The sequence below is a fragment of the Alteromonas sp. CI.11.F.A3 genome (assembly GCF_032925565.1).
In the GTDB taxonomy this organism is placed as follows: domain Bacteria; phylum Pseudomonadota; class Gammaproteobacteria; order Enterobacterales; family Alteromonadaceae; genus Alteromonas.
Genome location: NZ_CP136708.1, coordinates 899,336 through 924,054 on the forward strand (window position 1 = coordinate 899,336; position 24,719 = coordinate 924,054).

Sequence of the window (24,719 nt, forward strand, 5' to 3'; positions counted from 1 at the left end):
ACAGGAGCCATTATGGAGCTTATTAGTGAAAATCGTGCGTTTGGCGGTAGGCATTTACGCTACAGTCACGATGCAAAGAGCACCAATTGCAGTATGACATTTGCAATCTATCTACCACCGTTTGCCTCCGCTGAAAAGCCAGTGCCGGTTTTATATTGGCTGTCAGGGCTTACCTGTAACGACCAAAACTTTATGCAAAAAGCGGGAGCGATGAAGTTAGCCGCAGAGCTTGGAATGGCAATTGTTGCGCCAGATACAAGCCCTCGGGGTGAAGGTGTTCCTGATGACGAAAACGGTGCTTATGATTTTGGGCTAGGTGCTGGTTTTTATGTTGATGCAACACAAGCACCATGGAAAGAGCACTATCAGATGTATAGCTATGTCACTGAAGAGCTGCCTAGCGTTGTAGAGGAACACTTCCCCGTGACAAAAGAGCGTGCAATTAGCGGTCATTCAATGGGCGGTCATGGCGCGCTTGTCGCTGGTTTACGTAATCCGAATCGTTATGTCTCTGTTTCTGCGTTTAGCCCAGTGGCGAACCCTTCTGATTGTCCATGGGGTCAAAAAGCATTGGGCCAGTATTTAGGTGATGATAAATCAGCATGGGATGAATACGATGCTGCAAAGATTATTGCGAGTAACAATCATGCCATTCCATTATTAGTTGAGCAGGGAAATAGTGATGAGTTTTTGTCAGAACAATTAAAACCACTAGCGCTCGTGCAAGCGGCTCAGCAAACAGATACGCAATTAACGCTGAACATGCATGAAGGCTACGATCATAGTTACTTCTTTATAGCGTCGTTTATTGAAGATCACTTAGAATTTCACGCTGGGCATTTAGGCCTAATTTAAGCGCCAGCGTCCCGTATAAGTGCGTTAGTTAGCTGCGTGACTAAGCGTTATATCGCCGCTCTCTAATGCGGTTTTCTAGCGCAGCTTTTCTACGAAGTCCCCAATCGACATTGGTTTGTCAAAGTAGTAACCCTGGGCATAAGTACATGCGTTGTCTACCAAAAATGCTTGTTGATCTTGCGTTTCAACACCCTCGGCAATAATGCTAATATTTAAATTTTTGGCCAAGCCTAAAATAGCTTGAATAATAGCTTGATCGTCGGTGTTCGCTTCTAAATCGCTCACAAAAGAACGGTCTATCTTTAGTTCATCAATAGGAAGCTTTTTAAGGTAAACCAAAGAGCTAAAACCGGTTCCAAAATCATCAATTGATATGGTAATACCCATAGCTCTAAGTTCGTTCAGCAGCACAGACACAGTATCCAAACTGTCAATAAACACACTCTCGGTGAGCTCTATCGATAAATGCCTTGGGTCAATAGCGCGGCGCTTCAATGATGACTGTATTTGGTGAAGCAGCACAAGGTCGGTGACCTGTCGGCCAGAGATATTAATCGCTAGGCGAATGTCTAAATTAGCTTCAGTAAGCTTATCAATAGCATTACACGCTTCTTCTACTAACCATTCACCAAATGGGAATATCAGTTCAGTACGTTCAGCTATCGGAATAAAAACATCCGGTGGAATGTAGCTTCCGTCTTCTGTTTTCCAGCGCGCTAATGCTTCGCACTTAACAATTTTACCGGTTTCCAAATCAACGATAGGTTGTAAGAAAAGCGCTAATTGATTGTTTTCAATGGCGGTGCGAAGTTTGCTTTCCAACTCAGACATACTCTGATGCTGGCGTTGCAGCATTTCACTGTATTCAAGAATAACGTTTTTACCTTGAAACTTCGCAATCTGGAGGGCGATATCCGCATGACGCAATAATATATTCCCTTGCTCTCCGTGTTGGGGATAACTCGCAATGCCAATGTTGATCCCAAGGTTCGATTCAGCGCCATGAAGCGAGGTATAGGTAGTCACCAGCTTCTTCTTCATATCCTGCGCATAATCTAATGAGCTAACGCCACTGAAAGTATCGGTGCGTTTTACAATGGAAAACTCGTTGCTCCCTATTCTGGCGATAAACCCACTATTGCCAACAAAACCTTGCAATCTTGATGCAAAAGACTTGAGTATTTCATCACCTGAATGGTAACCAAGTTTTTCGTTAATCTTCTTAAACTCTCGTATATCTATAATAAATAGAGCAAATTTAACGTCTTCTTGAACCAACTTCTGAACATAGCTATTGAAAAAATTACGGTTGGCAATTTTAGTCAACGAGTCCATGCCCGTAGCAGAGAGTACGCTTTCTTCTTTATTTCGAATGTGACTGATATCGGTAAGAAGATATACCCAATGGGTGAGTTCATTATCGTGAATAACAGGATGAATGGTGACCTGTAACCATACTTCATAATTTTGCGTGGGTTGCCAATAGAGCTCACCTTGCCATGCTGAACGCTTTTCGATGAGCGTTGGGAGGAAAGTGTCTGGCACGCTCACGTCTTCAAGTAAATGTTCAAGCCTATTGGCACTGTCATTGGAACGGCTGCAAGAAAGGAGTTGCCTAGCGGACTTATTATCTAACACCGTTTCACGGTCTTTATCTAAAATAACCACCCCAGTTTCTAAGTGGTGGATAGCTTGTTTTATGGGGGGAACCAGCTTTTCGTAATTTTTGTTTTTAAGCAGTGTTTTATCTAGACGTTGACGGATGTATTCATGCTGACCAACAATTTCGTGATGGCTTAAAAGGAGCTCTCTGGCAGCTTGTAGTGTTTTTTGTTTTTCTTCGTATTGGGTTTCTACATTCTTTATGACTAAGAAGTGTTCGCCTTTGCCACTATTAATAGCAAGCGCTTCTAGATGGATCGATTCATTCTCTGTCTCTTCAGTCCAAAACCCTGAGGATAGCGTGAAAACGGTGTCGTTTTGCCAAATATCATTGGCATCTGTCATAAAGTCGTCTAGAAAAATGGAGGAGAAATTGTCTGGATTAACCTTGTTATCATCATCTAGGGTGGCAATCTTATGTAGCCACGAAACATCAGGCGTGAGGCATTGAAGGCTCGTTGTGCTTTTAAAGATAGCGCAGTCTGTTATTCCTAGCGCATTAAGAAGGTGTATATCCATACGTAGCTCCTACCAAAACGCAATTGTACTAAAGAGGTTTTCGACATTCTCTCCGGTCTTTGCACTGGTTTTTGTTAGTGATTCAAAATTTTTTGCATAGGAATCAAGTTCTTCTTCACTCCAGTGCCAGCTTGAAGGCAGGTCGGTTTTATTGACCACGAAAAAAGCCGGAATATCTGGGTAATGCTCCTTTGCCATCTCGAGTATTTCAATACCTTCTAAAAGTGATTGAGAACGAGTCTGATCAACGACAATGATATATGCACTAGCACCACGCAAGTAGCGAGGGTTGAACCCACAGTATCTGTCGATACCTTCTAGGTCCCACAGCAATAACTGAACGCCGCGGCCCTCTTTATTGACTTGTTTTTTATCTATTTTTACGCCAATAGTAGTTTTGTATTTTTCAGAGAAAATACTTTCAACAAACTGTTTTACTAAGCTTGTTTTACCAACGCCAGTAGGCCCTAAAATACATACTTTTTTCTGTATCAATTCTAAGCTTCCTTTCTACTGTGAGTCAGATATCAAAACGTTTAACATAACCGACCGTCCCATTGATGGCTGCTGTAATGGTAATTCTCCTAAACTCACTGGTATGAGCATATCACTATCTACCCCGAGTGATATCATTGAATCAAAGACATTCTGTGCTCTACGTTGACTAAGCTCGCGGTTATTAACACTAGAGCCCGTATTATCACTGGCGCCCATAATAATGATGCTGACATCGGTTTTCGTGGCCTGTGCTAGCGTTTGCAACGCCTTAATATCATTAGCTAACAATGCTAGTTTAGTTAACTGTACTTCAGAAATGGTTTCTTGGTTAGTAGCAAAAAGTACATTTTGCGAAGATATCTTGTTTGCCAGCTTAGTCAGCCTTGCCTTTTTAAGCGCCAAAGTTTCTGTTTGCTCTGAAGGGATAATAGTGATTTTACTGGTATCCAGAAATACTAAGTTTATACCTGGAATAGCGCGAATTCGTTGAAGTAGCTCGTTGGAATGGGCGGTGAACAGTGAGCCCGAAATTTCCCACTTTCCTTCGTCATTTTGCTCAAGGTTAAGAGATTCACCTTCACGTAACGACGCATTATTTACGACGGCTGAAAGCTTTTGCACAATCACTTCGGTTTTTAATGAGAGGTAAGGTTCCTCAATAATAGTTAGTTTATTGAGATTGATATCATTGTCATTGAGCCAGTTTGAAACGCTCATTGCAACGGGGTCACGAAACACTTTCGCATGAACCTTTCCTTTCGATATATAAGTATCGGTAACTAACAAACCAGGAGGGGGCGTAAGTTCGTGTAGTTCGCTTTTAAGAATGCTTAAAGATAATCGTGCAGCACAGAGAAAGCCTAACCCGCAGAGCAAAAGAAGGATAACAATACCGCCGAACATGCGCTTTGACTTGTTTTTTTCACTATCTTTTCTTTCACTTAAAAGGCAGTCAGCCAACAAGGTTTCAGAGCCGACAAAGGGCGCATTATCGCCATCATAGTTAATGAGTGGTTGCTGATAAAACTGGTGAAACTCTTCTAATGCCTGCTGCAACTTGCTTTTTACTTGGGCCGGAACACTTCCTGTCACTGCGGCAACTAATATGGCTTGAGGACCTACTGCGATTAATAACGTGAAATCCTCTGTTTTTATTTCGTCTAATTCATTATCAGTTTGATTGCTTGTGACCCCAAACGCATCTGCGACAAAGTCATTAATGGCCACTAACATTGAAGAAATAAGATCGGCGTCTTTTTCCTTATCTGGATCGGATGAAATACTGTGCAGTAATGTACCCGTTTCTCGATGGATGACGAGAAGCTGCTGAACTTGATATTGGTATATTTGAGACGCCACATACTCAGAGTATTTAATGCCTGACTGCCATGCTTTGAATCGCCAAGAGATACTTTTAGGGCTTAGGCTATTCTCTATAAGTGTGTTGGTACGCTCAACAAATTCCAACAAAAAGGAAGACACCGCTTTTCGTACCAAGGTGCCGACGAGTGGATACAAGGTCCCCACGATTTTTTCGCTATTAGCTTCTATTGAACGATGTAATGATTTCTCGACAAGAGGAACCAAGACTTTATTTACCGAACCGTCTTTAGCTTCTCGTTCAAATAACGCTTCAGAAACTACTTTACTGACAAATCCTTTAGGATCTTTATCAAACTTTTCTTGGATGTATTTTTCATCGCGACCGATTAATAACTCCCTGATCCTATCGAGAGAGTTGTCATCTTGCTCAGATGATGGAGCGTTATCCGTCATTTATTAGTTGTCGGTCGTTAAGTTAGTTGCCATAGTCGATAGCAAGTTGGCCAACGTTTTTCTGTCAGTTTTGTTTTCTGAAAGTTCACTGGTCACTTGTTGTAGTTTTTCAAGAAGCTCTTGATGACGCTTGCTGAACACGCTATCCAATGATTCCAGCTCTTTTACCACATGAGCTTCCAGTGCATTGTTGTCGTTTTTAGCTGTGGTTTCAGCTATCTCTAACTCACTTTGCAATTTATCTGTCGTACTTTGTAGCTGTTCTTGCACATTGCTGTGATTGTTGTTTGCACTGACAAGCTGAGTAGACAATTCACTGATTTGTGTATCAATCAATTTTCGGATTTCAGTAAATTGTTCATCTAAATGTTGATTTAGCTTTGAGAAATTATCATTAACTCGTGACTCAAGGGCCGATAAATCCGAGCGGAAATCACGATTGGTTTGGCCAAAGAGTATTTCCTTTAATTGAGATAACTCGTCAGCGGCTTGGGGCATGCTTTCAGCGCTATTAGCCGGTTGAGCTTGCTGATCCTTTGGCTTTTTATCTGCCATAATTAATATCTCCGAAGGGCGCAGTGTTATTTTGCTGGTGTCGTGAAAGGTGCTTTCACTGTACTGCTAACAATAGGGTATTTGTCATTTCTTATACAATAGCGGTAATTTATAAAATTTGAAATACACAATAGGTAGATAGCGCTTTGTGATACTTAAAAAAAATTTTGCTATTCAGTAAGTTGAAATAAGCACAACCCTGCTAACGAAATTGCTAAGCAGCAGGGATATTGAAGACGTATTAGTAGGGTAAAGTAGATAAAGTGCTGTTGATGTCTTTTTGACTTGGCAGAGCAATAGTTTCAAAAATATTTTGGTCTTGCTTATATGTGATATAGCCCATATCGCAAAACGTTTGTAACCACCGGTACATAGGGAAATAATCGTGCTTACGATTGAAGTAATTAGCGTTATCCACTATCGCTTCTAAGTAGTTTAAAGGCGGCATATATTTGTGATGATATTGATGAAGAACTTCATCGTCGACAAAAATGAAACGAATGCCTTTTTGATTAAATCGTTCAGCAAAATCGGTATCTTCACCACCATAGCCTGTAAAGTTCTCATCAAATCCACCGATGAGATTGAATGTTTCTGTGGTGATGGCAAAAACTAAAGACCAGAAGTTTTTATAGGGTAGGGGCGTATTGGTTTCCAGTGAAACTCGTTTTGGGTGCGTGCATGCGCTTTTTGCTACCATACAGTAATCCCCCGACAGAGGCACAAAAGGAAGATAGCGGGCGGGTGCAGATGTAATCGTTTTATCGTCTGCTTTAGCGATTAGTTTTTCCAGTAACCTAGGGCCACAAATGCAATCGACATCAAGAAATACGATCAAATCGTTGGTGGCTTGTTTAAACCCTAAATTTCTTGCTTCAGAAAGCGGCAAATGGTGACCCGCTAAATAGACTTGTTTAAGGAGGAGCTCAGGGTCTTCTACCGTGCTTTGCTCGGTTTGTGCTTCCATCCAAACAATAATCACCTCTTCAGGTTTTACTGAGCTTTGGCGTATGCTCTGTAGCATATTTTCTAGTTGTTTTTTTCTACCTTTTACTAATGTCACTATTGAGAAGGGCATAGCAAATTATCCTTAACGATTTTTTCAAATTCTGCAGACCAGTCAAGATTCACAGAGTCTTGATACAATGTGTTTAGGGTGCGGTCACATAAACCGCGTGTTTTTTCGATAGCCCGACTGACACTTTTTTCTTCATCTAACACTGCTGGGGATAGCAAAACGGCTGCATTCATATTGTCTAATCTGCGAGCTTTGGTAAGTTGTTCTTGATAAGGCTTTTCTTCGGGAATAATAACCAGTTTCTTTTTACGTGATAGCAGCTCACAGACTGTGTTATTTCCTCCCCCGCATATCACAACTTCTGTCTTTACGTGCTCAATAAGATTATCAACACGACCTATAAATGTTATATGAGAAGGGGGCGTCCAATGAGTGGGGCAACTACCGATAACCTTAACGGGTAAGTCATAATAAGAAAGCTGCTTACATACGCTGTCGATAACACGGATATCGTTGTGAACTAGCGTAACTCCCGCTTCATGTTTGGATAGCGGCGTGGTGTCATTGTTTAGCATACCCAAGAAGTGGGTTTTCTGTCGAAAGGTAAAATCAGGAGACTCACATAATTCAGGATAGGGCGCATAAAGGGCTTCAGAACATTGATAGGCAAAAACTTGGGTGGGGTCGACACTGGTATCACCCGAATGCCTTTGCATTAACACTTTTAGCCCAGCCCCCCGAGCATAAATGGTGAGTTCTGCAGAAACATCGCTAATGAAACCTGTGATATTTCGCTCTACCACAATACGATGAAAGGCACGTGCACGTTTTGCCGCGCCTTGACTAAACGGTACACCTTCAAATGCCCTATCAAATGTTCTATTTTGTACACCATTTATACCTTCCCATTTCGAAGGAAGGAGATGTATGGGAATGTGGGTAAACACACTTTTGAGGGTGTGTGAAAAGTCTTTATCTGCGGCGACTATTTCAATTTTTGCATGTTTTTTAATAACATTGATAAGCTTTTTACAGCGAGCTAAATGGCCTTTACCATGATGATGGATATACAGCAGAATATTAGGCTCGAGCATGTTCATACTCCATCTCATAAGCTTCAAGGGTATGTGAAATATCAAACTTTTTAGCAAATTGACGACAGCTTGCTGGTGATGTTTTTAACGCTTTTTGATAAGCCGTTTTTACTTCAAATTCATTGGTGATATCAATGACCTGTGTAAGCGGTGCACGACGAAGCTCTTCCGGTATCGCTGGGCTCGTTCCGATAACGGGAAGCCCCATCGCCAATGCTTCAAGGGTAATGAGGCCAAAAGGCTCTTCCCACAGCGCACTGATGAAAAGAACATTGTAATCGGTAAACTTCGTCAGTAGCGCGTGGTGTGATAAGTGTCCGCGATATCGCACGGTGTGATTGAGCAAGGGGCGGATTTGTTTTTCAAAGTAATCGGTATCGGTTATCGCGCCATAGATGTCTAAACCTATGTCCAATAACACCGCTGCTTTAATGGCTGCTACGGGGTCTTTTTCGGGGCAAATTCGCCCTGCCCAAACCGCGTCGCGGTTTGGTTTTACACTACCGACCGTGGGCAAGCTATCGAAATCTATGCCATTAGGTATGACTGCGATATCACTTTGTATCGTATTTTCCCAACCTCGCGCTAAGCGGGATGAAACCGCAATGTAACGATCGTTACCCCTGGCACTGTTAAGCTGGTGAGTTAGCGCTAATCGGTCTGATAAAGGACTATGAAGTGTAATAATATTGCTGCGTTGATGAAAAAATGCGAACTCGTACATCGCGTGATAGTAACTATGAAAATGAACAACGTCGTAAGCGGTGCTATCAAATAACCCAAACTGCGCAGCTTGAAACAGTTTCTGGCCTTCATTTTCAGAGGTGATGGCGTCTTGCATACGAAATGCCGACTCTTGCAATTGTAAGGTATTAAACTTGTTGTCCTCATCTGCATCTTGGCATAACACATCTACCTGATGGCCTCTTTTAGCAAAGCCATTGGCCACACTGACAACGAAAGCCTCAGTTCCGCCTTTAAAAGGTTGGCGCAGCGAGACAATAGGGCTGGTAACCATCAAAATTCTCATGCAATTTCCATTAATTTGGTGATATACCGGTTACACATGGTTGTGAGGGGGAATTTCTGTGCGCGGCTCAATACATCATCTTTGTGGACATCTAAAGAAGCGATGATGGCATCCGCCAGACTATCGACGTTATTGCCTAAGGCAAGCGCTCCGCCTTTTTGAGACACAACCTCGGGAAAAGCCCCTCGATTAAATGCAGCTACCGGTGTACCTGAGGCCATCGCTTCTACCGTAGACAAACCGAAAGGTTCGTCCCATCTCACGGCAAAGATTGCTGATTGAGCTGACTTAAGCTGCACTTGTAACTCTTGATGAGATAGGTGCCCTAAATAGTTAACACCTTTGCCAAGATAGGGGGCAATATCATTTTCAAAGTGATGTTTGTCGTAGATAGGACCAGCAATGTTGAGAGGAATACCAACTAACGCAGCTGCTTTTGCAGCTAAATCAAATCCTTTTGAAGGCACTATTCGGCCAAAGCTAAATAGCGAAGCCTTTAATGAGTCAGTGGAAGTTTTCGTGTCATACCAACTCGACAAATCAATGCCATTGTAAATGACGTCAATGGTATCGCTAATATAAGGTTGCCACTGTTCTGCCACACTAAAAGATACGGCATTGTAGTGCACATTCGGTGATAGTGAGGTTAACTCTGCGGAAGCTTTCAATCGGCTGTAAGGCGGAGTATGCAATGTTGTAAGTAGTGGAATGTCGTATTTACACGCCCATACGGCGGGAATAGGGCTAATTGCGTTATTGTGAACCGCATCGAATTGCTTAACTAAAATATCTTCCATGACTTTTAATAAGAAGTCATTCTCAATTAATTCAGGATAGGTTTCATGGGCCTTACTATCTAAAGGAAAAGTGACAAAGTTTACATGTTTGGGAATATCCGATTCAGGATGGGCATAGACAGTAACATCAACGTGTTCAGCGTAGAAGTCTATAAGCGACGACACGAATGCTTCTAACCCGCCGGGAAATGGGGACTTAATAGGAAACCTAGGATGAGCAATAAGCGCAATTCTCATTTCACGTCCCTGCCATGACCTGCTTTATAAAGTATGACCTGTTCACCTCGGTAAGGTGAGCGCAGTTCAAATGCCGCCTCAAGAAGTAGCCAGTCGGCACTTTTTTGTGTTGAAACGGGAGTAATTCCTCTAAAAAGGAGAGGTCAAATATGCAGGACTCTAATGGGCGTTGATAGTTATCGGGGGTTTGTAATCGTCTATCAAAATGGTGTGGTGTTACCGCAAAGCCTTCCCAGTTTTGACTGAGCAATTGAGCAGTAGCTTGCTCGTCGAACTCGTCGTCATCGGTTCGAAATAAAACTTTTCCCTCACACAGCGTACTCAGTGCCAAATTATAAGCATGAAATCTGCAGTTAATGTCACTTTTTATGAAGTGACAACGGGGAGTTAACCTTGCTATATGCTTTGCAAAAAACGAAGTATTCCTATACGCACAAGGCGAGTTATCAACCAGTACCACCCTGCCTGAGGGAATTGCCGAGACGAACCTGTCGATATTATTTAACGCCGCATCAATCATTTTATAGGTCACAAAAATAGCGGTTACGTCACAAGACATAGTGTTATCCCTGTATTTGATGCTTAAGCTGTTTCAGTCTTAGCTCTAACCTTAATTTTTGAGACACTTTCCAGTAGGGAAGTTTCCGCAGAAGCTTCTCGGACTTTTTCACTTCTGCATGCAACTGAGATGTATTTAGAAAAACCATAATCAAATTCCTTTTTGTCGATAAGCTAACACCGTTGAGCAACGCAGCTCCTCGGCGTTTAGTAGCGAGATACTTAATAGAAGATAAAAATACTGAATACGGTGTTACAGATTGCGCTTTGAAATACGAAGCAATAATTCGCTGCAACGTATGCCTACAATTTATGATTAGCAATACATGTGCCGCTTTCTTAATAGGGCTTTAGCCGTTGATTATTCGGTGGTCTGCAGCATTATCGTATTTATTCTCAATGAAAAGCTTTCCCCTCCTTAAGACAAATTTACAAAGACTGAATATTCAGCAAGTGATCTTAATTTACGTAGAAGGTTAAAAATAATTAATGACTTAAGCGACACCACTAAATAGTGGTGTCGCTTAAGCGTGCGGTTGCACGTTATAGACTTACCGAGTTAAGTGAACTGATTTAATAAGGATGCTGAAATATTATGTCGATACTTATTACCCTTACTATTGCCTTTATGAGTGCGCTTGCAAGTATCGTCTTTCACTATTGGTCGCTACGTTTTGTAACCCAATCTACTAAGCAATTCACATCACATTTTTTAATGAGCGTTACTGTGGTGATATGCCTTTTTATTATTCATTTTGCAGAAATAATGTGGTTTAGTGTTGTTCTGTTTATTTCTTACACCGAAATAGGGTTAGCAGGTTTCCAACAGCCAGTTTCACTAACAATGATTGATTACATTCAAATTGCCGCGGTGAGCTTCACCACGTTAGGCGGCTTCTTTTCTGCGCCTATTGATGAACTCGCGCTATTAATCGCACTGATATCGTTGACAGGTTTCATGATGCTGACGTGGTCTGCCACTTATTACTACAATATTTTTTCAAACTCTGACCTAAGAAGTAAATAAGTAAGCTGCTGTGTGGCATTTCCATAGAAGTCTACCTGAATAAATCCCTTTCAGATAAAAGCCCGCTTTACCCGTCACCCTTAGGAAGACATTTTTACTCATACCTGCCTGTAGTGTGAGTAATTTATACCTTAACGCTACATTAATGATCTCTGTAATGTTTGCCGGGTTTCTCTGCAGAGCCCTTGTATAAGGCGGATGTAGCGGTTTCTTTGATTATTGGCGTGAAGGTTGCTGCTTTACATTGCAAGTCTAAAAGCAATATTGCTTTTATAACCAACACTTTGAATAGAAGGAGATAATGATGAGTGATGTAATTACAGGTTTATTTAAACACCCGAGTGAAGCGAGCGCTGCAATAACTGCCCTAGAACAAAAAGGGTTCAGTGATGCAAATATTTCCCTAGTGGCTAATGAGTCTCTTACTAAAGAGAGCTTTGCGCTTACAGAGAATTCAAAGTTACCGGAAGGGGTAGCAATCGGTGCTTCTTCGGGCGGTTTGCTAGCCGCAGTTGTGGGCGGTTTAGCCGCTGTGGGTGTGGTGGCGACTGGCGGTGCAGGAATACTTGCCAGTGGGCCAATAGTTGCTGCATTGGCATCTGGCGGTGCGGGCGCAGCCGCTGGGGGATTGATAGGCGGTGCAGTAGGTCTCGCAATTCCAGAACATGAAGTTAAGTTCTACGAAGATGCTATTAAAGAAGGTGCCGTTTTAGTTGGCGTACATTACGAAGATAGCGATCAGAAAGACACCATTAAAGAAACGTTTAAGCTCTTTGATGATGTGAAAGTAGGCTCAGCGTAAGCTAGCTAAAAAGTAAGGGGAGTGCATTGCGCTCCCTTTTTGCTTACTAAGTGTAGTCTTACCATTCTTACAATAGCTTGATAATTTTCGTGTAGCTATTAAATCGTTACAGAAACACTATCCATAACAATGATTTCCCCGCTTATAATATTCTTCTTTGATTCATGTTAGTTTTAGCATACCAAATGAGTACGACTTGGCCATTTTGCGTTTGATGCGATTTAAGCCCTTTCTTAGTTTCTAAGTTTTATCGAAATGCTACAATAGGCCACTGCATTACTGCTTTCGTGTTCAAATATAGGCTTATTGTGAATTCTACCAACGTTCCATTACATCGCACCATTTCAGTCGCTCCAATGCTCGATTGGACCGACCGTCATTGTCGTTATTTTCTTCGGTTATTATCAAAGCGTGCATTGCTTTATACCGAAATGGTCACAACCGGTGCGATTATTTATGGCAAAGGGGATTATCTTGGGTTTAACCAAGAAGAACACCCTGTTGCGCTACAGCTTGGTGGCAGTAACCCTGAACACATGGCTAAGTGCGCGATACTCGCGCAGGAGCGGGGATATGACGAAGTTAATATCAACGTAGGTTGTCCTTCTGATAGGGTGAAAAACGGTAGCTTTGGTGCTTGTTTAATGGCTCAGCCAGACGTGGTGGCTGAGAATGTAAAAGCAATGCAAGCGGTAGTAGACATCCCTGTAACGGTTAAATGTCGAATTGGCATCGATGATATGGATGAATACGAAGACTTTGCTCGCTTTGTGGATATTGTCGCAAATGCTGGTTGTGAAACTTTTATTGTGCATGCGCGAAAAGCTTGGCTGCAAGGGTTAAGCCCGAAAGAGAACAGAGATATTCCGCCTCTTAACTACCCAAGAGTACATATGTTAAAAGAAGCTCATCCAGGGCTTTCTATTAGTATTAACGGTGGGATTAAAACCCTCGCAGATGCCCATGAACAGTTACGTCATGTTGATGGTGTTATGATTGGCCGAGAAATATATGCGAACCCCTATATTCTTTCTACGGTGGATGCGGATTTCTATGGTGACAATACCGCGCAGCCAATTAGTCGCCGCGATGTAGTACTAAAAATGCAGCAGTACATAGAATCGTGTATTGCAGGTCAAAACGACCCTTATTTTAAACCATGGCATGTCGCTAGGCATATGCTTGGTTTATATCAAGGTCAGGCGGGTGGCCGTATTTGGCGCCGCTATTTGAGCCAAAATGGGACGGGAAAATCGCCAGATCCACATTTGTTGATGAATGCGTTAGAAGCGGTAGAGGCTGCGCAGCAAGAAATTAATGACTACAATGCGCAAAAGGCGGCAAATAATATCTCCTAAGTTTTATTTAGTACCCCCTCTATAATAAGTGGTCAAATGCACTAACGCCCCGTGATGTATTTGACCAAAGCTTGGTGTTGTGTAAAAAAAATCGGCATGACACCAATGTGCTTTTTTTAGTTTTTCTATTAAATACAATAATTTAAATATTATTTCCTTAGGTGGCACGAGTTTAGCTATCTATTAATCAAAGCAATAGCGAAGGGCTGTTGCAGTGATTACCATTAAGGGAAATTATGAAAACTTCACTTTTAGCAGCATCAATCGTTTCTATCACTTTATTTAGCGCTGGCGCAAATGCGCAAGAATCAATCCTTCAGTCAATATTGACGAATATGGTTGATCACGCCGTGAGTATCACTACCAACGAAGTAAAAGCAAATGTGTACCAAACGGTGGCAAATACGGCATATCACTTTGAATTAGAAGGTGAAGCTACAATGGGTAAAGTACAAGTTACCGATATTGCATCAACATCACCTGCGGATACTGAAGAAGTATCTCCACGTGCCGAGTAAGCTATCAGCGGCTCAACCTTATTTATGAAAAGCGACCTAATTAGGTCGTTTTTTTTTGCCTTAATTTTTTAAAACGTAACGCTGATTTTGTCACTGGTTAAATTGACGAATAGTGAGTGGTTAAATTTGCTAAAAAGTTGGTTTATAGGAAAGTGGAGGAGCACCAATTATTTTTGTTTTTTAGTTTTAATTAATAAAAACAGTGCCTTACTGATTTGGCATGCCAATTGTAATGTATTTAATAAGCAAAGAGATGTAAGCGACAAGATTGGCGTCAGCATAGTTAATCGCCAACCGTAGCATGGCCACTGCCTAGTCTACGTTATTAATCACACTGAAACGGAGCAATAACAATGGGTATGTTTTCAAGAATAAATGACATCGTGCAATCAAACTTAAACGCCATGCTAGATAAGGCTGAAGATCCAGAAAAAATCATTCGCCTTATTATCCAAGAAATGGAAGAGACCTTGGTTGAAGTGCGCACTGATGCAGCACGTTACCTAGCCGACCAGAAAACCTTAGCTCGCCATATGGCATCAGCAGAAAAGGATATCAACGGTTGGCAGGATAAAGCACAGCTTGCCATGAATAACGACAAAGAAGGTTTGGCTAAGGCCGCGTTGGTTGAAAAGCAGAAGTATGTTGCCAAGCTAAGCCAATTAGAGCAGCAGCAGGTACAGCTGGCTGAAATTATCGAAAAGATCCAAGTTGATACTGGGCGTTTAAATAGCAAGCTAAATGAAGCGAAGCAAAAGCAAAAGTCGCTTGTTAGCCGCAAACAAACGTTAGAAACGCGCCTTAAAGTAAAAAGCGTGGATAACAGCAACAAAATCGATGATGCCATGATGCGTTTTGAGCATTACGAGCAGCGCATCGACACACTCGAAGCGCAGGTTGATGCTTACGACCTAACGAAGGATAGCGGCAGCGCTACCTCTTTAGCCGCTGAGTTCGACGCCCTAGAAGCAGATGAAACGATAGAGAATGAACTCGCTGCGCTTAAGAAAAAAAAGGTAGCGTAAATATCGCGTAGAGCGTGGGGTAGGTCATTACCTGCGCGCTCTTACCGTACAACCCTAAGCAATCTGAAATGAATTTGAGGAAATGAAAATGAAAATGCCATCACAAAAACGTATTTATAGAGATTTAGACAGCGCGGTTATTTCAGGTGTTTGCGCAGGCGTTGCACGGCACTTAGAGGTAGATCCAATTTGGGTTCGCGTAGGTGCAGCGGCAGGCCTTATCTGTATGCCAGCTATCGCCGTTATCGGTTATTTTGCAGCTGTCATGTTACTACCAAGGGCTTTGTAATGAAAAATTTTCTTATCGCCATTGTATTGGCAGTGATCTTGGTCAATTGTTTAGGAAGTGTTGTTGACGACTGGTTTGATATGCATATCGTGATGTCAGACGAATTACTTAGTCCTTGGGAAAACCTTGCTGCGCTATCTGTTATTGGTGTTCTGTTAGCGGTAGTGGGTTTTGTAGTGGCAGTGAGTGTTCTTGGCACACTGTTGTTGGTTGCTGGCGCAGTATTCTTCGCACTACTCGCTGCAGGTATAGGTGCTTTCTGGCCAATCGTCATTCTTGCTATACTTATCTATGCATTTAAGGACAAATCTAAGCGCGATCAACACCTAAATCGCCCTGTATGATGATTATAAGTTTATTTAAGTTGTGTTATTAGACCGTTAAATGGTGATATAACTGCAACCGTCATAAAGGTTTAGTCATTCTCGCGTATTTATAATTAGTTATACATTGCCGGTTAAGTCCGGCTTTGTGTCATTTGAAAGGAAGGTTGGCATTGATATGAGAAAATCAATTAGCACAAAACGAGTAGCCCTTGTCATTGCAGTGTTGTTTCTAATTTTTTGGTTAATAGGTCTGTATTGGAGCATGGCACCAGACGCCTACGACGTTAAAAATCGGGTCGCGCAACAAGCACAAAATATAAATCCAGAAGACGTGGCCGGCTATACGCTTACTGCAACCATGATTGATGTCTCTGAAACCTTATTAGATAAGCCTGGTGGTTACCTGTCGAACGATGTGATGCCGCCGGGTGTTTTCTTAGACAATATGCCTTCTTTTGAATTTGGCGCGCTGGAAATGATTCGTGACCTTGCGCTTTCTATGCGTAAAGACTTTAGCCGTTCACAATCTCAATCGTTAGAAAACCCTTATCTCACTAAAGCGCATCCTAAATTTAACATGGATCATAAAAGCTGGATGTTTCCGTCGTCTGAGTCCAGTTACCGAGACGGCATTGCGCTTCTTAAGCTTTATCGCGATCAGCTTGCGAACCCGCAAAACTCTGACAGCCAATTTTATACCCGTGCTGATAATTTACGTGAGTGGTTAAAACAAGTTGAAAAGCGTTTAGGCAGCTATTCTCAGCGTTTAAGTGCCAGTGTTGGTTCTGCAAGAATTAATACAGATTTAGCCGGCGATTCGAAAGCGAAGCAGTCTACGTCGGTAGCGCAGCAGCGCACCGTTAAAACCAGTTGGTTCAAGTTAGACAATAATTTTCATGAAGCGCGCGGAGCGACGTGGGCGCTACTGCATTTTCTTAAAGCGGTTGAAGTTGAATTCTACGATGTATTAGAAGATAAAAACGCATTGGTTAGCTTACAGCAGATTATTCGAGAGCTTGAAGCAACTCAGCAGTCTGTGTTCAGTCCTGTTATTCTAAATGGCAGTGGCTTTGGTATGCTGGCTAACCATTCTTTAGTGATGGCGAACTATATTTCTCGCGCTAACGCTGCTTTAATTGAACTTTCAGAACTTCTCAGTCAAGGATAACAAATGAAAAAGTGTCTATTGGCAACCTTAGTAGGTTGTGCTCTTTTCTCCGCATCTTCACATGCAGACACAATTGCAGGGGTGTACGCAGGTGCACAAGTTTGGCAAACCGATACCAGTGGTGGGTTTGCAGACAATTCATCTACCGCCGACTTTAATTTCGATGATGAAACAAACACGGCACTTTATGTCGCGTTCGAGCATCCATTACCGTTTGTGCCTAACGTTAAGATAGGACATACCACCTTAGATAACTCTGGCACCACTACGCTGAATACTAACTTCACTTTCGACGGTGATTTGTATACTGCAGAGAGCCAGATAGATACTATCGTTGAGTTAGATGCTACAGACATTATTTTGTATTACGAGCTGTTCGATAACGACTTAATTAGTTTCGATGTGGGCTTGAATGCTAAATATATCGATGGCGCGTTCTCAGTTTACGATACCGCTAGCGACACGCAGGGCTCGGGCGATTTCTCTGGTGTGATACCCATGGTGTATTCGAAAGTACAAGTTGGCTTGCCGTTTACGGGCTTAGCGGCGTATGCAGAAGGTAGCTATTTGTCATTTGACGATCACGAACTTAGTGATTACCAAGTGGCTGTGACCTACTCATTTATAGAAAGTCTTGCGGTTGATATGACCCTTCAGGTTGGTTATCGCAAAGTGACTGTGGATATTGAAGATCTTGATGATATCTATGCAGACATGGAATTTGATGGTGCGTTTGCAGGGTTAGAAGTCCACTTCTAATTAGTGCTAACTTTATCTGGTAAATAAAAAAACCGACGCATGTCGGTTTTTTGTTTTTTGATATAGGCACTGCTGGGTTAGTGGCCGAATTTAACTCTTATTCCTGCGTTGGCAATGAAGCCGTCGTTGCGAGACCATATATCAGTTGTCCACTGTCCGCTGGCAGCTCGACTAGGTAAAAGCAGCGGGTGTTCGTCAGTTTGGCGCACGTTTAAGAGGTTTTCTAAGTTAATGAAGTAACTGATGCGTCCAAGCGTAATTTCTCCCATTAAACCTAAATGCCAGTAAGGTTTGGTTTCATTAATATAGGGGTTGTCATTCAAACGCTGTACGCCGGTGTAATAGGCTTCGAAACCGGTTCTAAAACTGCCATGTTGTTCCCACATGGCAACAAAGCCTGCAGAGTGACGAGGTGTAAGTGCAATTTCTTGTCTGCCATCACTTGTCTGAGATACTTCACTTGCATCAACGTATAGGTAGCTTGCAGTTAGCTTTATGTCATGCCAGTAATAACGTACTAGAAACTCAGAACCCCTAATTTTACTTTCACCCTCAGCGTTCACCAACCTAACTCGGTCTAGCTCACTTGTTCCGTTGCTTGAAAAAGCCTCGAGCTCTGTAACATTATCAACGTTTGAGCCAAACAAGGTTAAGCTGGTTTCAACGTTGCCTAACGTGTAAGTGACATCAAGAGAAGCGGTTTCTGCCTTTTCTTCTTCTAAATCGTCAATACTGGCTAAGCGAGATAATCCCGCTGCTTCTATTTCTTCAACGAAGGGCGTTGGGGCGAAGTAACCCTGTCCATATGAGCCTCTCACCGTGATGTCGCCTGGACGGTAAAGCAAGGACACTCGTGGACTAAACTGAGTACCAAACTCGTTATGATCATCTACACGGGCACTCAATGAACTGGTGAGTATGTCGGAAAGTTCGTAGTCAAATTGAGTGAAAATTCCAGGTACTTTGTAATCATAATCAAACTCTGGATAGGTGTGTGAAGTGAAGGCTTCTGACTGATAGGCAAGACCAACCACCCAATCACTTTTATCCGTGTAACCAGATAAACTGGTTTCGGCTAAATAGCTTTCATGTTCATCGTCGTCAAAATTGTTACCATAAACATGCTCATGATCTTGCAACATGGCCGAGGCGCGAGCATTGAAGGTTAGGGTATTGAATAGCGGCGTTTTGAATACAAATCCACCATCGATTCGCTCAGAATCCTGCGTTTGTGCGAACGCTTCTCCATTGGCTACGGTTGCACCTAATACTGTGCCGCCTTCACGCTGCTCTGTCATGAAGCCAGTAGTGACATAAAGGGTTTCACCGTCTTCCCCTTCCCAAAAAAGACGAGGGCGAGCGGTGTAGCGTTCATAACCAGCCAAATCAATCCAGCCGTCGCCATCGATATCTTGCTCGTGCTGGTAGTGTGCACCCGCGGTGAGAGACGCTTTTATAGAATCGTTTATCGGTGTTTCAAAATAGGTAGTGAGATCTTGACCGTCTCGCGTAGTGGCATTAAGCAGGGTTTCGCCACTAAATTCATCGCCAGGTTGACGTGATACTAAATTAATAACGCCGCCAAGCGCTGAGCCACCATAAAGAGAAGACGCTGAGCCTTTGATAATTTCGATTCGGCCTAAATCAGTTGGCGGTATTTGAAGCAATCCGATAGAAGCAGCTTGGTTACCGTATAAAGGCAGGCCGTCGGCTAATAACTGGGTATACCGACCATACAAACCTTGCAGTCTAATATTAGCACTACCTAACGCTGGAGAGGTGGTTTGCATTCTTACGCCGCCTGTTTCCGCAACCAGCATCGAGATGTTTCCTGGTCGCATAGCCGCTTTTTCTTCAATTTCTTCGCGATTAATAAGTTCAACGCGAATAGGTTGTTCATCAGCTATACGGCCAGAACGAGACGCTTGAATCAGAATTTTTTCAACCTCGTCGTGATGGTCTTCATGAGCTTGATGTTCATCAATACTTTGCTTATTGTCTTCATCTTTATGCGCCTCTTGATTTAATTGAGATTCTGAATGCTCAAAAGAGTCAGCGTGACTAGATGAAATTGCGCTAAGAAAGAACAGAATGATAAACGAGGGGGTTGATCTAAAAAAAGAAAATTGAGACATAATGTAGCGGTTAAAGAATTTGTGTAATTACAACATACTTTAGCGTATTAGTCTTTATGGTTTGATTCTTAAACCTCTATATTTATTAGATGCTTAAGCTTTTTTTACGTAAACTGAAGTTACTTTGAATTATTCTTAAAACACCTTCGTTTTACGCTTAATTTTACGTTTTTACCTAAAGAAGGAATCACAATATGAAGCAGAAATACCATTTATTAGTTGCTTAACTTTAGAAATACCACCTGTTTATAATTCAATACTTACTCTTAATCACTTTCAGTAATAAAAAAGTCTCATTTATTCTTTTCTCTTCTGTAAGAAAGTCGTTAGCCTTATGCCCATCGAATTAAGGCTAAAGAATTATGTCACAACAATCGAACAATCCATCGGCTACTGGTGCCGTATTAAATGAACAACAGTTCAATGCAATTACCCAAGCAATTTCTGGGTTAAACCGTGATCAACTGACTTGGATCAGTGGGTATGCTGCCGGTATGGCCGCTGCACAAGGCGGCGCCGTTGCGGCAACTGCTGACAGTGCAGTAGCACCTGCGCAGACTGATGCCCCTACGCTTACTATTTTATTCGGTTCACAAACCGGTAATGCGAAAGGCGTGGCACAGCAATGTCAGGCTAAAGCGGAAGAAGCGGGTTTTAACTCTACGTTAGTTAGCATGGCAGATTACAAACCTCGTTCGCTTAAAGCTGAAACCCACGTGGCGCTATTTGTTAGTACCCATGGTGAAGGCGATGCGCCAGATGATGCAATCGAGTTGCATGAATTTGTTAACGGCAAGAAAGCACCTAAATTGAATAACACTAAATATGCGGTGTTAGGACTAGGTGATAGCAGCTACGAATTCTTCTGCCAAACGGGCAAAGACTTCGATGAACGCCTAGGTAAACTGGGTGGTACCGAGTTGGTTGCGCGTGCCGATTGCGATGTTGACTATGAAGCCCAAGCTGAAAGTTGGTTGAACGATTTAATTGCATCCCTTAAGGATGACTTTAGTGCAGCAGCGCCTGCTGCCCAAGCGGTTCAAACCGGCTCGGCGGTTCAAGGTGCACCTGAGCAAGCGTATACTAAAAAAGCGCCTTTCACCGCGACCTTGCTTGATGCTCAAAAAATTACCGGCCGTGATTCAGTAAAAGACATTCGTCATATTGAAATTAGCCTAGAAGACTCTGGTATCACCTATAAAGCAGGTGATGCATTAGGCGTGTGGTTTAAAAATGCGCCAAGCCTTGTTGAAGCGTTCATAGACACGCTTTCTCTTGATGGCGATGCAGAAGTGACGGTTGCTGATGCAACGCTCACGTTGCGTGAAGCACTAAGTAGCAAGCTTGAGCTTACGCTGAGCTACCCTAACTTCATTAAAGCCTATCAAGCAGCTACAGGTTCAGAAAGCTTAGCTGCGATGATGGAAGATAAAGCGAAACTACGTACCTACATGGCAGAGCGTCAATTGATTGATATTGTGCGTGACCATCCGGGCAGCTTAACTGCGCAACAACTTGTTGAAGCATTTCGACCGCTCACACCACGCTTGTACTCTATTGCATCTAGCCAAACCGAAGTTGAAGATGAAGTTCATCTAACGGTCGCTCACGTAGACTATGAGGCCTTTGGTCATCGTCACCAAGGCGGTGCGTCTGGTTTCTTGTGTGAGTATTTAGAAGAAAACGGTGAAGTAGACGTGTTTGTTGAAAACAACGATCACTTCCGCTTACCTGATGATGCCAATACACCAGTCATTATGGTTGGCCCAGGTACCGGTATCGCGCCATTCAGAGCATTCATGCAAGAGCGTGATGCACAAGATGCTGAAGGTAAGAATTGGTTATTCTTCGGTAACCCACATTTCACGCAAGACTTCTTGTATCAAGTGGAATGGCAAGGCTACGTCAAAGACGGCCTGCTAGATAAAATTACGTTGGCTTTCTCTCGCGACCAAGAAGAGAAAGTGTATGTGCAGCACCGTTTGCTCGAGCATGGTAAAGAAGTGTACGAATGGCTTCAGCAAGGCGCACATTTTTATGTGTGTGGCGATGCTATGTACATGGCGAAAGATGTAGAAAACGCACTTATCAGTATTGTGCAACAGTACGGCGAAAAATCAGAAGCCGATGCGAAAGCGTACTTAGTTGAATTACGCAAAGCGAAACGTTACCAGAAGGATGTCTATTAATGAGCAATGAAAAATCACCATTTATCGTTGAGGGCAAACTGGCTGACAACGAGCGCTTAAAGCGTGAAAGTAATAACTTACGCGGCACTATCGAAACCGATTTAAAAGACGATTTAACCGGTGGGTTCACGGCGGATAACTTCCAACTTATTCGCTTCCACGGAATGTACCAGCAAGACGACCGCGATATTCGCGGCGAGCGTGCTAAGCAAAAACTAGAGCCATTACACAACGTAATGCTACGTGCCCGTTTACCAGGTGGGGTTATTACCCCTGACCAATGGTTAGCTATCGACAAGTTTGCCGCCGATCACACTATGTACGGCAGTATTCGTCTTACTACCCGTCAAACGTTCCAGTTTCACGGTGTATTAAAGCCAAAAATTAAGTCGATGCACCAAATGCTTAATAAAGCAGGTATCGACTCTATTGCTACTGCTGGTGACGTAAACCGAAACGTACTTTGTACCTCTAATCCAGTTGAGTCTGCTTTACACGTTGAAGCGTACGCGTGGGCTAAGAAGATAAGCGAGCACTTACTTCCTAAAACCCGTGCTTATGCTGAAATTTGGCTAGATGGCGAAAGAGTGGAAACCACTGAAAAGCCAGTAGAACCAATTTTAGGTGACAATTACTTACCTCGTAAGTTTAAAACCACCGTAGTTATTCCACCGCAAAACGATGTAGATGTTCACGCGAATGATCTTAACTTTGTGGCCATTGCTGAAAACGGCAAGCTGATTGGTTTTAACGTACTAGTGGGCGGCGGCCTAGCCATGACTCATGGCGATAAGAGCACCTTCCCACGTAAAGCCAGTGACTTTGGTTTTATTGGTTTGGACGACACATTAGCCGTTGCAGCAGCAGTGGTGACTACCCAGCGCGATTGGGGTAACCGTGTTAACCGCAAAAACGCCAAAACCAAATACACACTAGAACGTGTAGGCGTAGATAACTTTAAGGCCGAAGTAGAGAAACGTGCAGGCGTGACCTTTGGCGAAACCCGTCCTTATGAATTTACAACCCGTGGCGATAGCTTCGGCTGGGTTGAAGGCATAGACGGCAAATACCACTTAACCCTATTTATCGAAAACGGCCGAATTTTAGATTATCCGGGCAAAACCTTAAAAACAGGGTGTGCTGAGATTGCAAAAATTCATACTGGCGACTTCCGCTTAACCGCGAATCAGAACCTGATTGTGGCGGGTGTACCAGCAGAAGATAAAGAAAAGATTGAAGCTTTGGCCCGAGAGCATGGCCTTATTGCGCCAGAGATTTCAAACCAACGTCTTGATTCTATGGCTTGTGTTGCATTGCCAACATGCCCGTTAGCGATGGCCGAAGCTGAGCGCTACTTGCCTGATGCGGTGACTGAGCTTGAAGGTTTACTAATTAAGCATGGCTTAGCGGATGACAGTATTATTTTCCGTGTAACAGGCTGCCCGAATGGGTGTGGTCGCGCCATGTTGGCCGAAGTTGGTTTAGTGGGTAAAGGCCCAGGAAAATATAATTTCCACTTAGGTGGCGATCGTGAAGGAACGCGTATTCCTAAGATGTATCGTGAAAACATCAGTGAACAAGAAATTATGGCCGAACTTGATTCATTAATTGGCAAGTGGGCGAAAGAGCGTAACGGTAACGAATCGTTCGGTGATTATGTTATTCGCGCTGAAATTGTCGCACCCGTTGTCGATTCAGCTAGAGACTTTTATGAGTAATTCGACGCTACTTAATAGCAGTCCGCTAACACTTGATATCAGCAAGGAAGCCCTTGCCGATATCAATGTTGAACTGGAAGAGATGAGTGCTCAGGCCCGCGTGGCGTGGGCGCTTGAAAACTTACCTGACAGTCACATTGTGTCATCAAGCTTTGGTGCCCAATCTGCGGTTATGCTACACATGCTTACCCAAGCTAAGCCAGATATTCCCGTGGTATTAACGGATACGGGCTATTTGTTTCCTGAAACCTACAAGTTTATTGACGAGTTGAAAGACGCATTGAATTTGAACTTGCACGTGTATAACGCAGATATTTCATCTGCGTGGCAAGAAGCTCGCTTTGGTCGATTATGGGAGCAAGGTGTTGAAGGCATTGAGCAGTACAACCGAATGAACAAGGTTGAACCTATGCAACGTGCTTTGAAAGAACTTAACGCAGGTACGTGGTTTGCCGGTTTACGCCGTAGCCAATCTGATACCCGCGGTAAGTTACCTGTGCTTCAAAAGGTGGGCAGTCAGTTTAAGCTCTATCCTATTATTGATTGGAGCAACAAAGACCTGCACTACTATTTGAAAGAGCATGGTCTGTCTTATCATCCTTTGTGGGATGAAGGCTATGTATCTATTGGCGATTGGCATACCACGCAATCATTGCAAGAAGGCATGAGTGAACAAGATACGCGTTTCTTCGGGCTTAAGCGTGAATGTGGGTTGCACGAGTTTGGTGACGGTATTTAACCTGTCACTCCGTTCGCCTAGCTCACCTAAATAGTGAGACTGGCGAAGCGGGTCTAAATTGGCTGGT

General features: G+C 42.9%; 23 protein-coding genes. 13 read left to right on the forward strand and 10 right to left on the reverse strand.

All coding sequences use genetic code 11. The features are described from left to right. The first annotated feature begins 12 nt into the window (after nucleotides 1–12). Nucleotides 13–855 carry an S-formylglutathione hydrolase gene (fghA, locus tag R1T43_RS03910; protein WP_317353085.1) on the forward strand — a complete coding sequence of 281 codons (843 nt, stop codon included), beginning with the start codon at nucleotides 13–15 and terminating at the stop codon, nucleotides 853–855. Between the two features lie 75 nt (nucleotides 856–930). Here the strand turns inward: fghA and R1T43_RS03915 are convergent, their stop codons facing one another. The 9 genes from R1T43_RS03915 to R1T43_RS03955 all read right to left on the reverse strand — a co-directional run bounded on the left by R1T43_RS03915 (nucleotide 931) and on the right by R1T43_RS03955 (nucleotide 10,600). Beyond that, on the reverse strand, nucleotides 931–3,036 hold the full coding sequence (locus tag R1T43_RS03915) for an EAL domain-containing protein (RefSeq protein ID WP_317353088.1): 2,106 nt from the start codon (nucleotides 3,034–3,036) through the stop codon (nucleotides 931–933). Nucleotides 3,037–3,045: 9 nt separating this feature from the next. Then, nucleotides 3,046–3,531, reverse strand: a complete 486-nt coding sequence (locus tag R1T43_RS03920; protein ID WP_317353091.1) for a Rab family GTPase — start codon at nucleotides 3,529–3,531, stop codon at nucleotides 3,046–3,048. A gap of 15 nt (nucleotides 3,532–3,546) precedes the next feature. Beyond that, a complete protein-coding gene (locus tag R1T43_RS03925) occupies nucleotides 3,547–5,310 on the reverse strand; it encodes an OmpA family protein (RefSeq protein WP_317353095.1) in 1,764 nt (587 codons plus the stop codon). A 3-nt stretch (nucleotides 5,311–5,313) separates the two neighbouring features. Continuing rightward, a complete protein-coding gene (locus tag R1T43_RS03930; protein WP_317353098.1) occupies nucleotides 5,314–5,865 on the reverse strand; it encodes a hypothetical protein in 552 nt (183 codons plus the stop codon). A gap of 241 nt (nucleotides 5,866–6,106) precedes the next feature. Further along, nucleotides 6,107–6,943, reverse strand: a complete 837-nt coding sequence (locus R1T43_RS03935; RefSeq protein WP_317353100.1) for a glycosyltransferase family 2 protein — start codon at nucleotides 6,941–6,943, stop codon at nucleotides 6,107–6,109. Continuing rightward, nucleotides 6,928–7,977 (reverse strand): glycosyltransferase, encoded by a 1,050-nt coding sequence (locus R1T43_RS03940; RefSeq protein ID WP_317353102.1) that lies wholly within the window; start codon nucleotides 7,975–7,977, stop codon nucleotides 6,928–6,930. Before R1T43_RS03940 ends, R1T43_RS03935 begins: the two co-directional genes overlap by 16 nt. Then, entirely contained in the window at nucleotides 7,964–9,007 is a 1,044-nt protein-coding gene (locus R1T43_RS03945; protein ID WP_317353105.1) for a glycosyltransferase, read from the reverse strand. Before R1T43_RS03945 ends, R1T43_RS03940 begins: the two co-directional genes overlap by 14 nt. Then, a complete protein-coding gene (locus tag R1T43_RS03950) occupies nucleotides 9,004–10,041 on the reverse strand; it encodes a glycosyltransferase (RefSeq protein WP_317353107.1) in 1,038 nt (345 codons plus the stop codon). Before R1T43_RS03950 ends, R1T43_RS03945 begins: the two co-directional genes overlap by 4 nt. Before the next feature lies 1 nt (nucleotide 10,042). Further along, nucleotides 10,043–10,600, reverse strand: a complete 558-nt coding sequence (locus tag R1T43_RS03955; RefSeq protein ID WP_317353109.1) for a hypothetical protein — start codon at nucleotides 10,598–10,600, stop codon at nucleotides 10,043–10,045. 594 nt (nucleotides 10,601–11,194) lie between these two features. Here R1T43_RS03955 and R1T43_RS03960 point away from each other — a divergent pair. The 9 genes from R1T43_RS03960 (at nucleotide 11,195) to R1T43_RS04000 (ending at nucleotide 17,871) form a co-directional block, all read left to right on the forward strand. Next, nucleotides 11,195–11,626 carry a hypothetical protein gene (locus tag R1T43_RS03960; RefSeq protein WP_317353111.1) on the forward strand — a complete coding sequence of 144 codons (432 nt, stop codon included), beginning with the start codon at nucleotides 11,195–11,197 and terminating at the stop codon, nucleotides 11,624–11,626. Nucleotides 11,627–11,930: 304 nt separating this feature from the next. Then, entirely contained in the window at nucleotides 11,931–12,428 is a 498-nt protein-coding gene (locus R1T43_RS03965) for a hypothetical protein (RefSeq protein ID WP_317353114.1), read from the forward strand. 308 nt (nucleotides 12,429–12,736) lie between these two features. Continuing rightward, the gene (gene dusA / locus R1T43_RS03970; RefSeq protein WP_317353116.1) at nucleotides 12,737–13,786 is read left to right on the forward strand and encodes a tRNA dihydrouridine(20/20a) synthase DusA; all 1,050 of its coding nucleotides are present in this window, start codon (nucleotides 12,737–12,739) and stop codon (nucleotides 13,784–13,786) included. Nucleotides 13,787–14,022: 236 nt separating this feature from the next. After that, the gene (locus tag R1T43_RS03975; protein ID WP_317353119.1) at nucleotides 14,023–14,304 is read left to right on the forward strand and encodes a hypothetical protein; all 282 of its coding nucleotides are present in this window, start codon (nucleotides 14,023–14,025) and stop codon (nucleotides 14,302–14,304) included. 353 nt (nucleotides 14,305–14,657) lie between these two features. Then, the gene (gene pspA / locus R1T43_RS03980; RefSeq protein ID WP_063457797.1) at nucleotides 14,658–15,329 is read left to right on the forward strand and encodes a phage shock protein PspA; all 672 of its coding nucleotides are present in this window, start codon (nucleotides 14,658–14,660) and stop codon (nucleotides 15,327–15,329) included. An 88-nt stretch (nucleotides 15,330–15,417) separates the two neighbouring features. Next, nucleotides 15,418–15,618, forward strand: a complete 201-nt coding sequence (locus R1T43_RS03985) for a PspC domain-containing protein (protein ID WP_211071822.1) — start codon at nucleotides 15,418–15,420, stop codon at nucleotides 15,616–15,618. Next, the gene (locus tag R1T43_RS03990) at nucleotides 15,618–15,962 is read left to right on the forward strand and encodes a hypothetical protein (RefSeq protein ID WP_211071823.1); all 345 of its coding nucleotides are present in this window, start codon (nucleotides 15,618–15,620) and stop codon (nucleotides 15,960–15,962) included. Before R1T43_RS03985 ends, R1T43_RS03990 begins: the two co-directional genes overlap by 1 nt. Nucleotides 15,963–16,119: 157 nt before the next feature. Beyond that, a complete protein-coding gene (locus R1T43_RS03995) occupies nucleotides 16,120–17,112 on the forward strand; it encodes a DUF2333 family protein (RefSeq protein ID WP_211071824.1) in 993 nt (330 codons plus the stop codon). Nucleotides 17,113–17,115: 3 nt separating this feature from the next. Beyond that, entirely contained in the window at nucleotides 17,116–17,871 is a 756-nt protein-coding gene (locus R1T43_RS04000) for a TIGR04219 family outer membrane beta-barrel protein (RefSeq protein ID WP_317353126.1), read from the forward strand. Nucleotides 17,872–17,948: 77 nt separating this feature from the next. Here the strand turns inward: R1T43_RS04000 and R1T43_RS04005 are convergent, their stop codons facing one another. Further along, nucleotides 17,949–20,006: a TonB-dependent receptor plug domain-containing protein gene (locus R1T43_RS04005; protein WP_317353129.1), complete on the reverse strand. Its 2,058-nt coding sequence runs from the start codon at nucleotides 20,004–20,006 to the stop codon at nucleotides 17,949–17,951. 362 nt (nucleotides 20,007–20,368) lie between these two features. On the opposite strand from R1T43_RS04005, the gene R1T43_RS04010 reads away from it, so the two are divergent. The 3 genes from R1T43_RS04010 to R1T43_RS04020 are packed head-to-tail and all read left to right on the forward strand — an operon-like array spanning nucleotide 20,369 to nucleotide 24,652. Then, on the forward strand, nucleotides 20,369–22,195 hold the full coding sequence (locus R1T43_RS04010; protein WP_211071827.1) for an assimilatory sulfite reductase (NADPH) flavoprotein subunit: 1,827 nt from the start codon (nucleotides 20,369–20,371) through the stop codon (nucleotides 22,193–22,195). Beyond that, entirely contained in the window at nucleotides 22,195–23,913 is a 1,719-nt protein-coding gene (cysI, locus tag R1T43_RS04015; RefSeq protein ID WP_317353133.1) for an assimilatory sulfite reductase (NADPH) hemoprotein subunit, read from the forward strand. Before R1T43_RS04010 ends, cysI begins: the two co-directional genes overlap by 1 nt. Beyond that, nucleotides 23,906–24,652 carry a phosphoadenylyl-sulfate reductase gene (locus R1T43_RS04020; RefSeq protein WP_211071829.1) on the forward strand — a complete coding sequence of 249 codons (747 nt, stop codon included), beginning with the start codon at nucleotides 23,906–23,908 and terminating at the stop codon, nucleotides 24,650–24,652. The genes cysI and R1T43_RS04020 overlap by 8 nt, the downstream gene beginning before the upstream one ends. Nucleotides 24,653–24,719 lie beyond the last annotated feature (67 nt).

What these genes read in the sequence shown, in the direction of transcription:
- fghA (WP_317353085.1), top strand. Translation starts at nt 13, where the DNA reads ATGGAGCTTATTAGTGAAAATCGTGCGTTTGGCGGTAGGCATTTACGC.
- R1T43_RS03915 (WP_317353088.1), bottom strand. Translation starts at nt 3,036, where the DNA reads ATGGATATACACCTTCTTAATGCGCTAGGAATAACAGACTGCGCTATC.
- R1T43_RS03925 (WP_317353095.1), bottom strand. Translation starts at nt 5,310, where the DNA reads ATGACGGATAACGCTCCATCATCTGAGCAAGATGACAACTCTCTCGAT.
- R1T43_RS03930 (WP_317353098.1), bottom strand. Translation starts at nt 5,865, where the DNA reads ATGGCAGATAAAAAGCCAAAGGATCAGCAAGCTCAACCGGCTAATAGC.
- R1T43_RS03935 (WP_317353100.1), bottom strand. Translation starts at nt 6,943, where the DNA reads ATGCCCTTCTCAATAGTGACATTAGTAAAAGGTAGAAAAAAACAACTA.
- R1T43_RS03940 (WP_317353102.1), bottom strand. Translation starts at nt 7,977, where the DNA reads ATGCTCGAGCCTAATATTCTGCTGTATATCCATCATCATGGTAAAGGC.
- R1T43_RS03945 (WP_317353105.1), bottom strand. Translation starts at nt 9,007, where the DNA reads ATGAGAATTTTGATGGTTACCAGCCCTATTGTCTCGCTGCGCCAACCT.
- R1T43_RS03950 (WP_317353107.1), bottom strand. Translation starts at nt 10,041, where the DNA reads ATGAGAATTGCGCTTATTGCTCATCCTAGGTTTCCTATTAAGTCCCCA.
- R1T43_RS03955 (WP_317353109.1), bottom strand. Translation starts at nt 10,600, where the DNA reads ATGTCTTGTGACGTAACCGCTATTTTTGTGACCTATAAAATGATTGAT.
- R1T43_RS03960 (WP_317353111.1), top strand. Translation starts at nt 11,195, where the DNA reads ATGTCGATACTTATTACCCTTACTATTGCCTTTATGAGTGCGCTTGCA.
- R1T43_RS03965 (WP_317353114.1), top strand. Translation starts at nt 11,931, where the DNA reads ATGAGTGATGTAATTACAGGTTTATTTAAACACCCGAGTGAAGCGAGC.
- R1T43_RS03975 (WP_317353119.1), top strand. Translation starts at nt 14,023, where the DNA reads ATGAAAACTTCACTTTTAGCAGCATCAATCGTTTCTATCACTTTATTT.
- pspA (WP_063457797.1), top strand. Translation starts at nt 14,658, where the DNA reads ATGGGTATGTTTTCAAGAATAAATGACATCGTGCAATCAAACTTAAAC.
- R1T43_RS03985 (WP_211071822.1), top strand. Translation starts at nt 15,418, where the DNA reads ATGAAAATGCCATCACAAAAACGTATTTATAGAGATTTAGACAGCGCG.
- R1T43_RS03990 (WP_211071823.1), top strand. Translation starts at nt 15,618, where the DNA reads ATGAAAAATTTTCTTATCGCCATTGTATTGGCAGTGATCTTGGTCAAT.
- R1T43_RS03995 (WP_211071824.1), top strand. Translation starts at nt 16,120, where the DNA reads ATGAGAAAATCAATTAGCACAAAACGAGTAGCCCTTGTCATTGCAGTG.
- R1T43_RS04000 (WP_317353126.1), top strand. Translation starts at nt 17,116, where the DNA reads ATGAAAAAGTGTCTATTGGCAACCTTAGTAGGTTGTGCTCTTTTCTCC.
- R1T43_RS04005 (WP_317353129.1), bottom strand. Translation starts at nt 20,006, where the DNA reads ATGTCTCAATTTTCTTTTTTTAGATCAACCCCCTCGTTTATCATTCTG.
- R1T43_RS04010 (WP_211071827.1), top strand. Translation starts at nt 20,369, where the DNA reads ATGTCACAACAATCGAACAATCCATCGGCTACTGGTGCCGTATTAAAT.
- cysI (WP_317353133.1), top strand. Translation starts at nt 22,195, where the DNA reads ATGAGCAATGAAAAATCACCATTTATCGTTGAGGGCAAACTGGCTGAC.
- R1T43_RS04020 (WP_211071829.1), top strand. Translation starts at nt 23,906, where the DNA reads ATGAGTAATTCGACGCTACTTAATAGCAGTCCGCTAACACTTGATATC.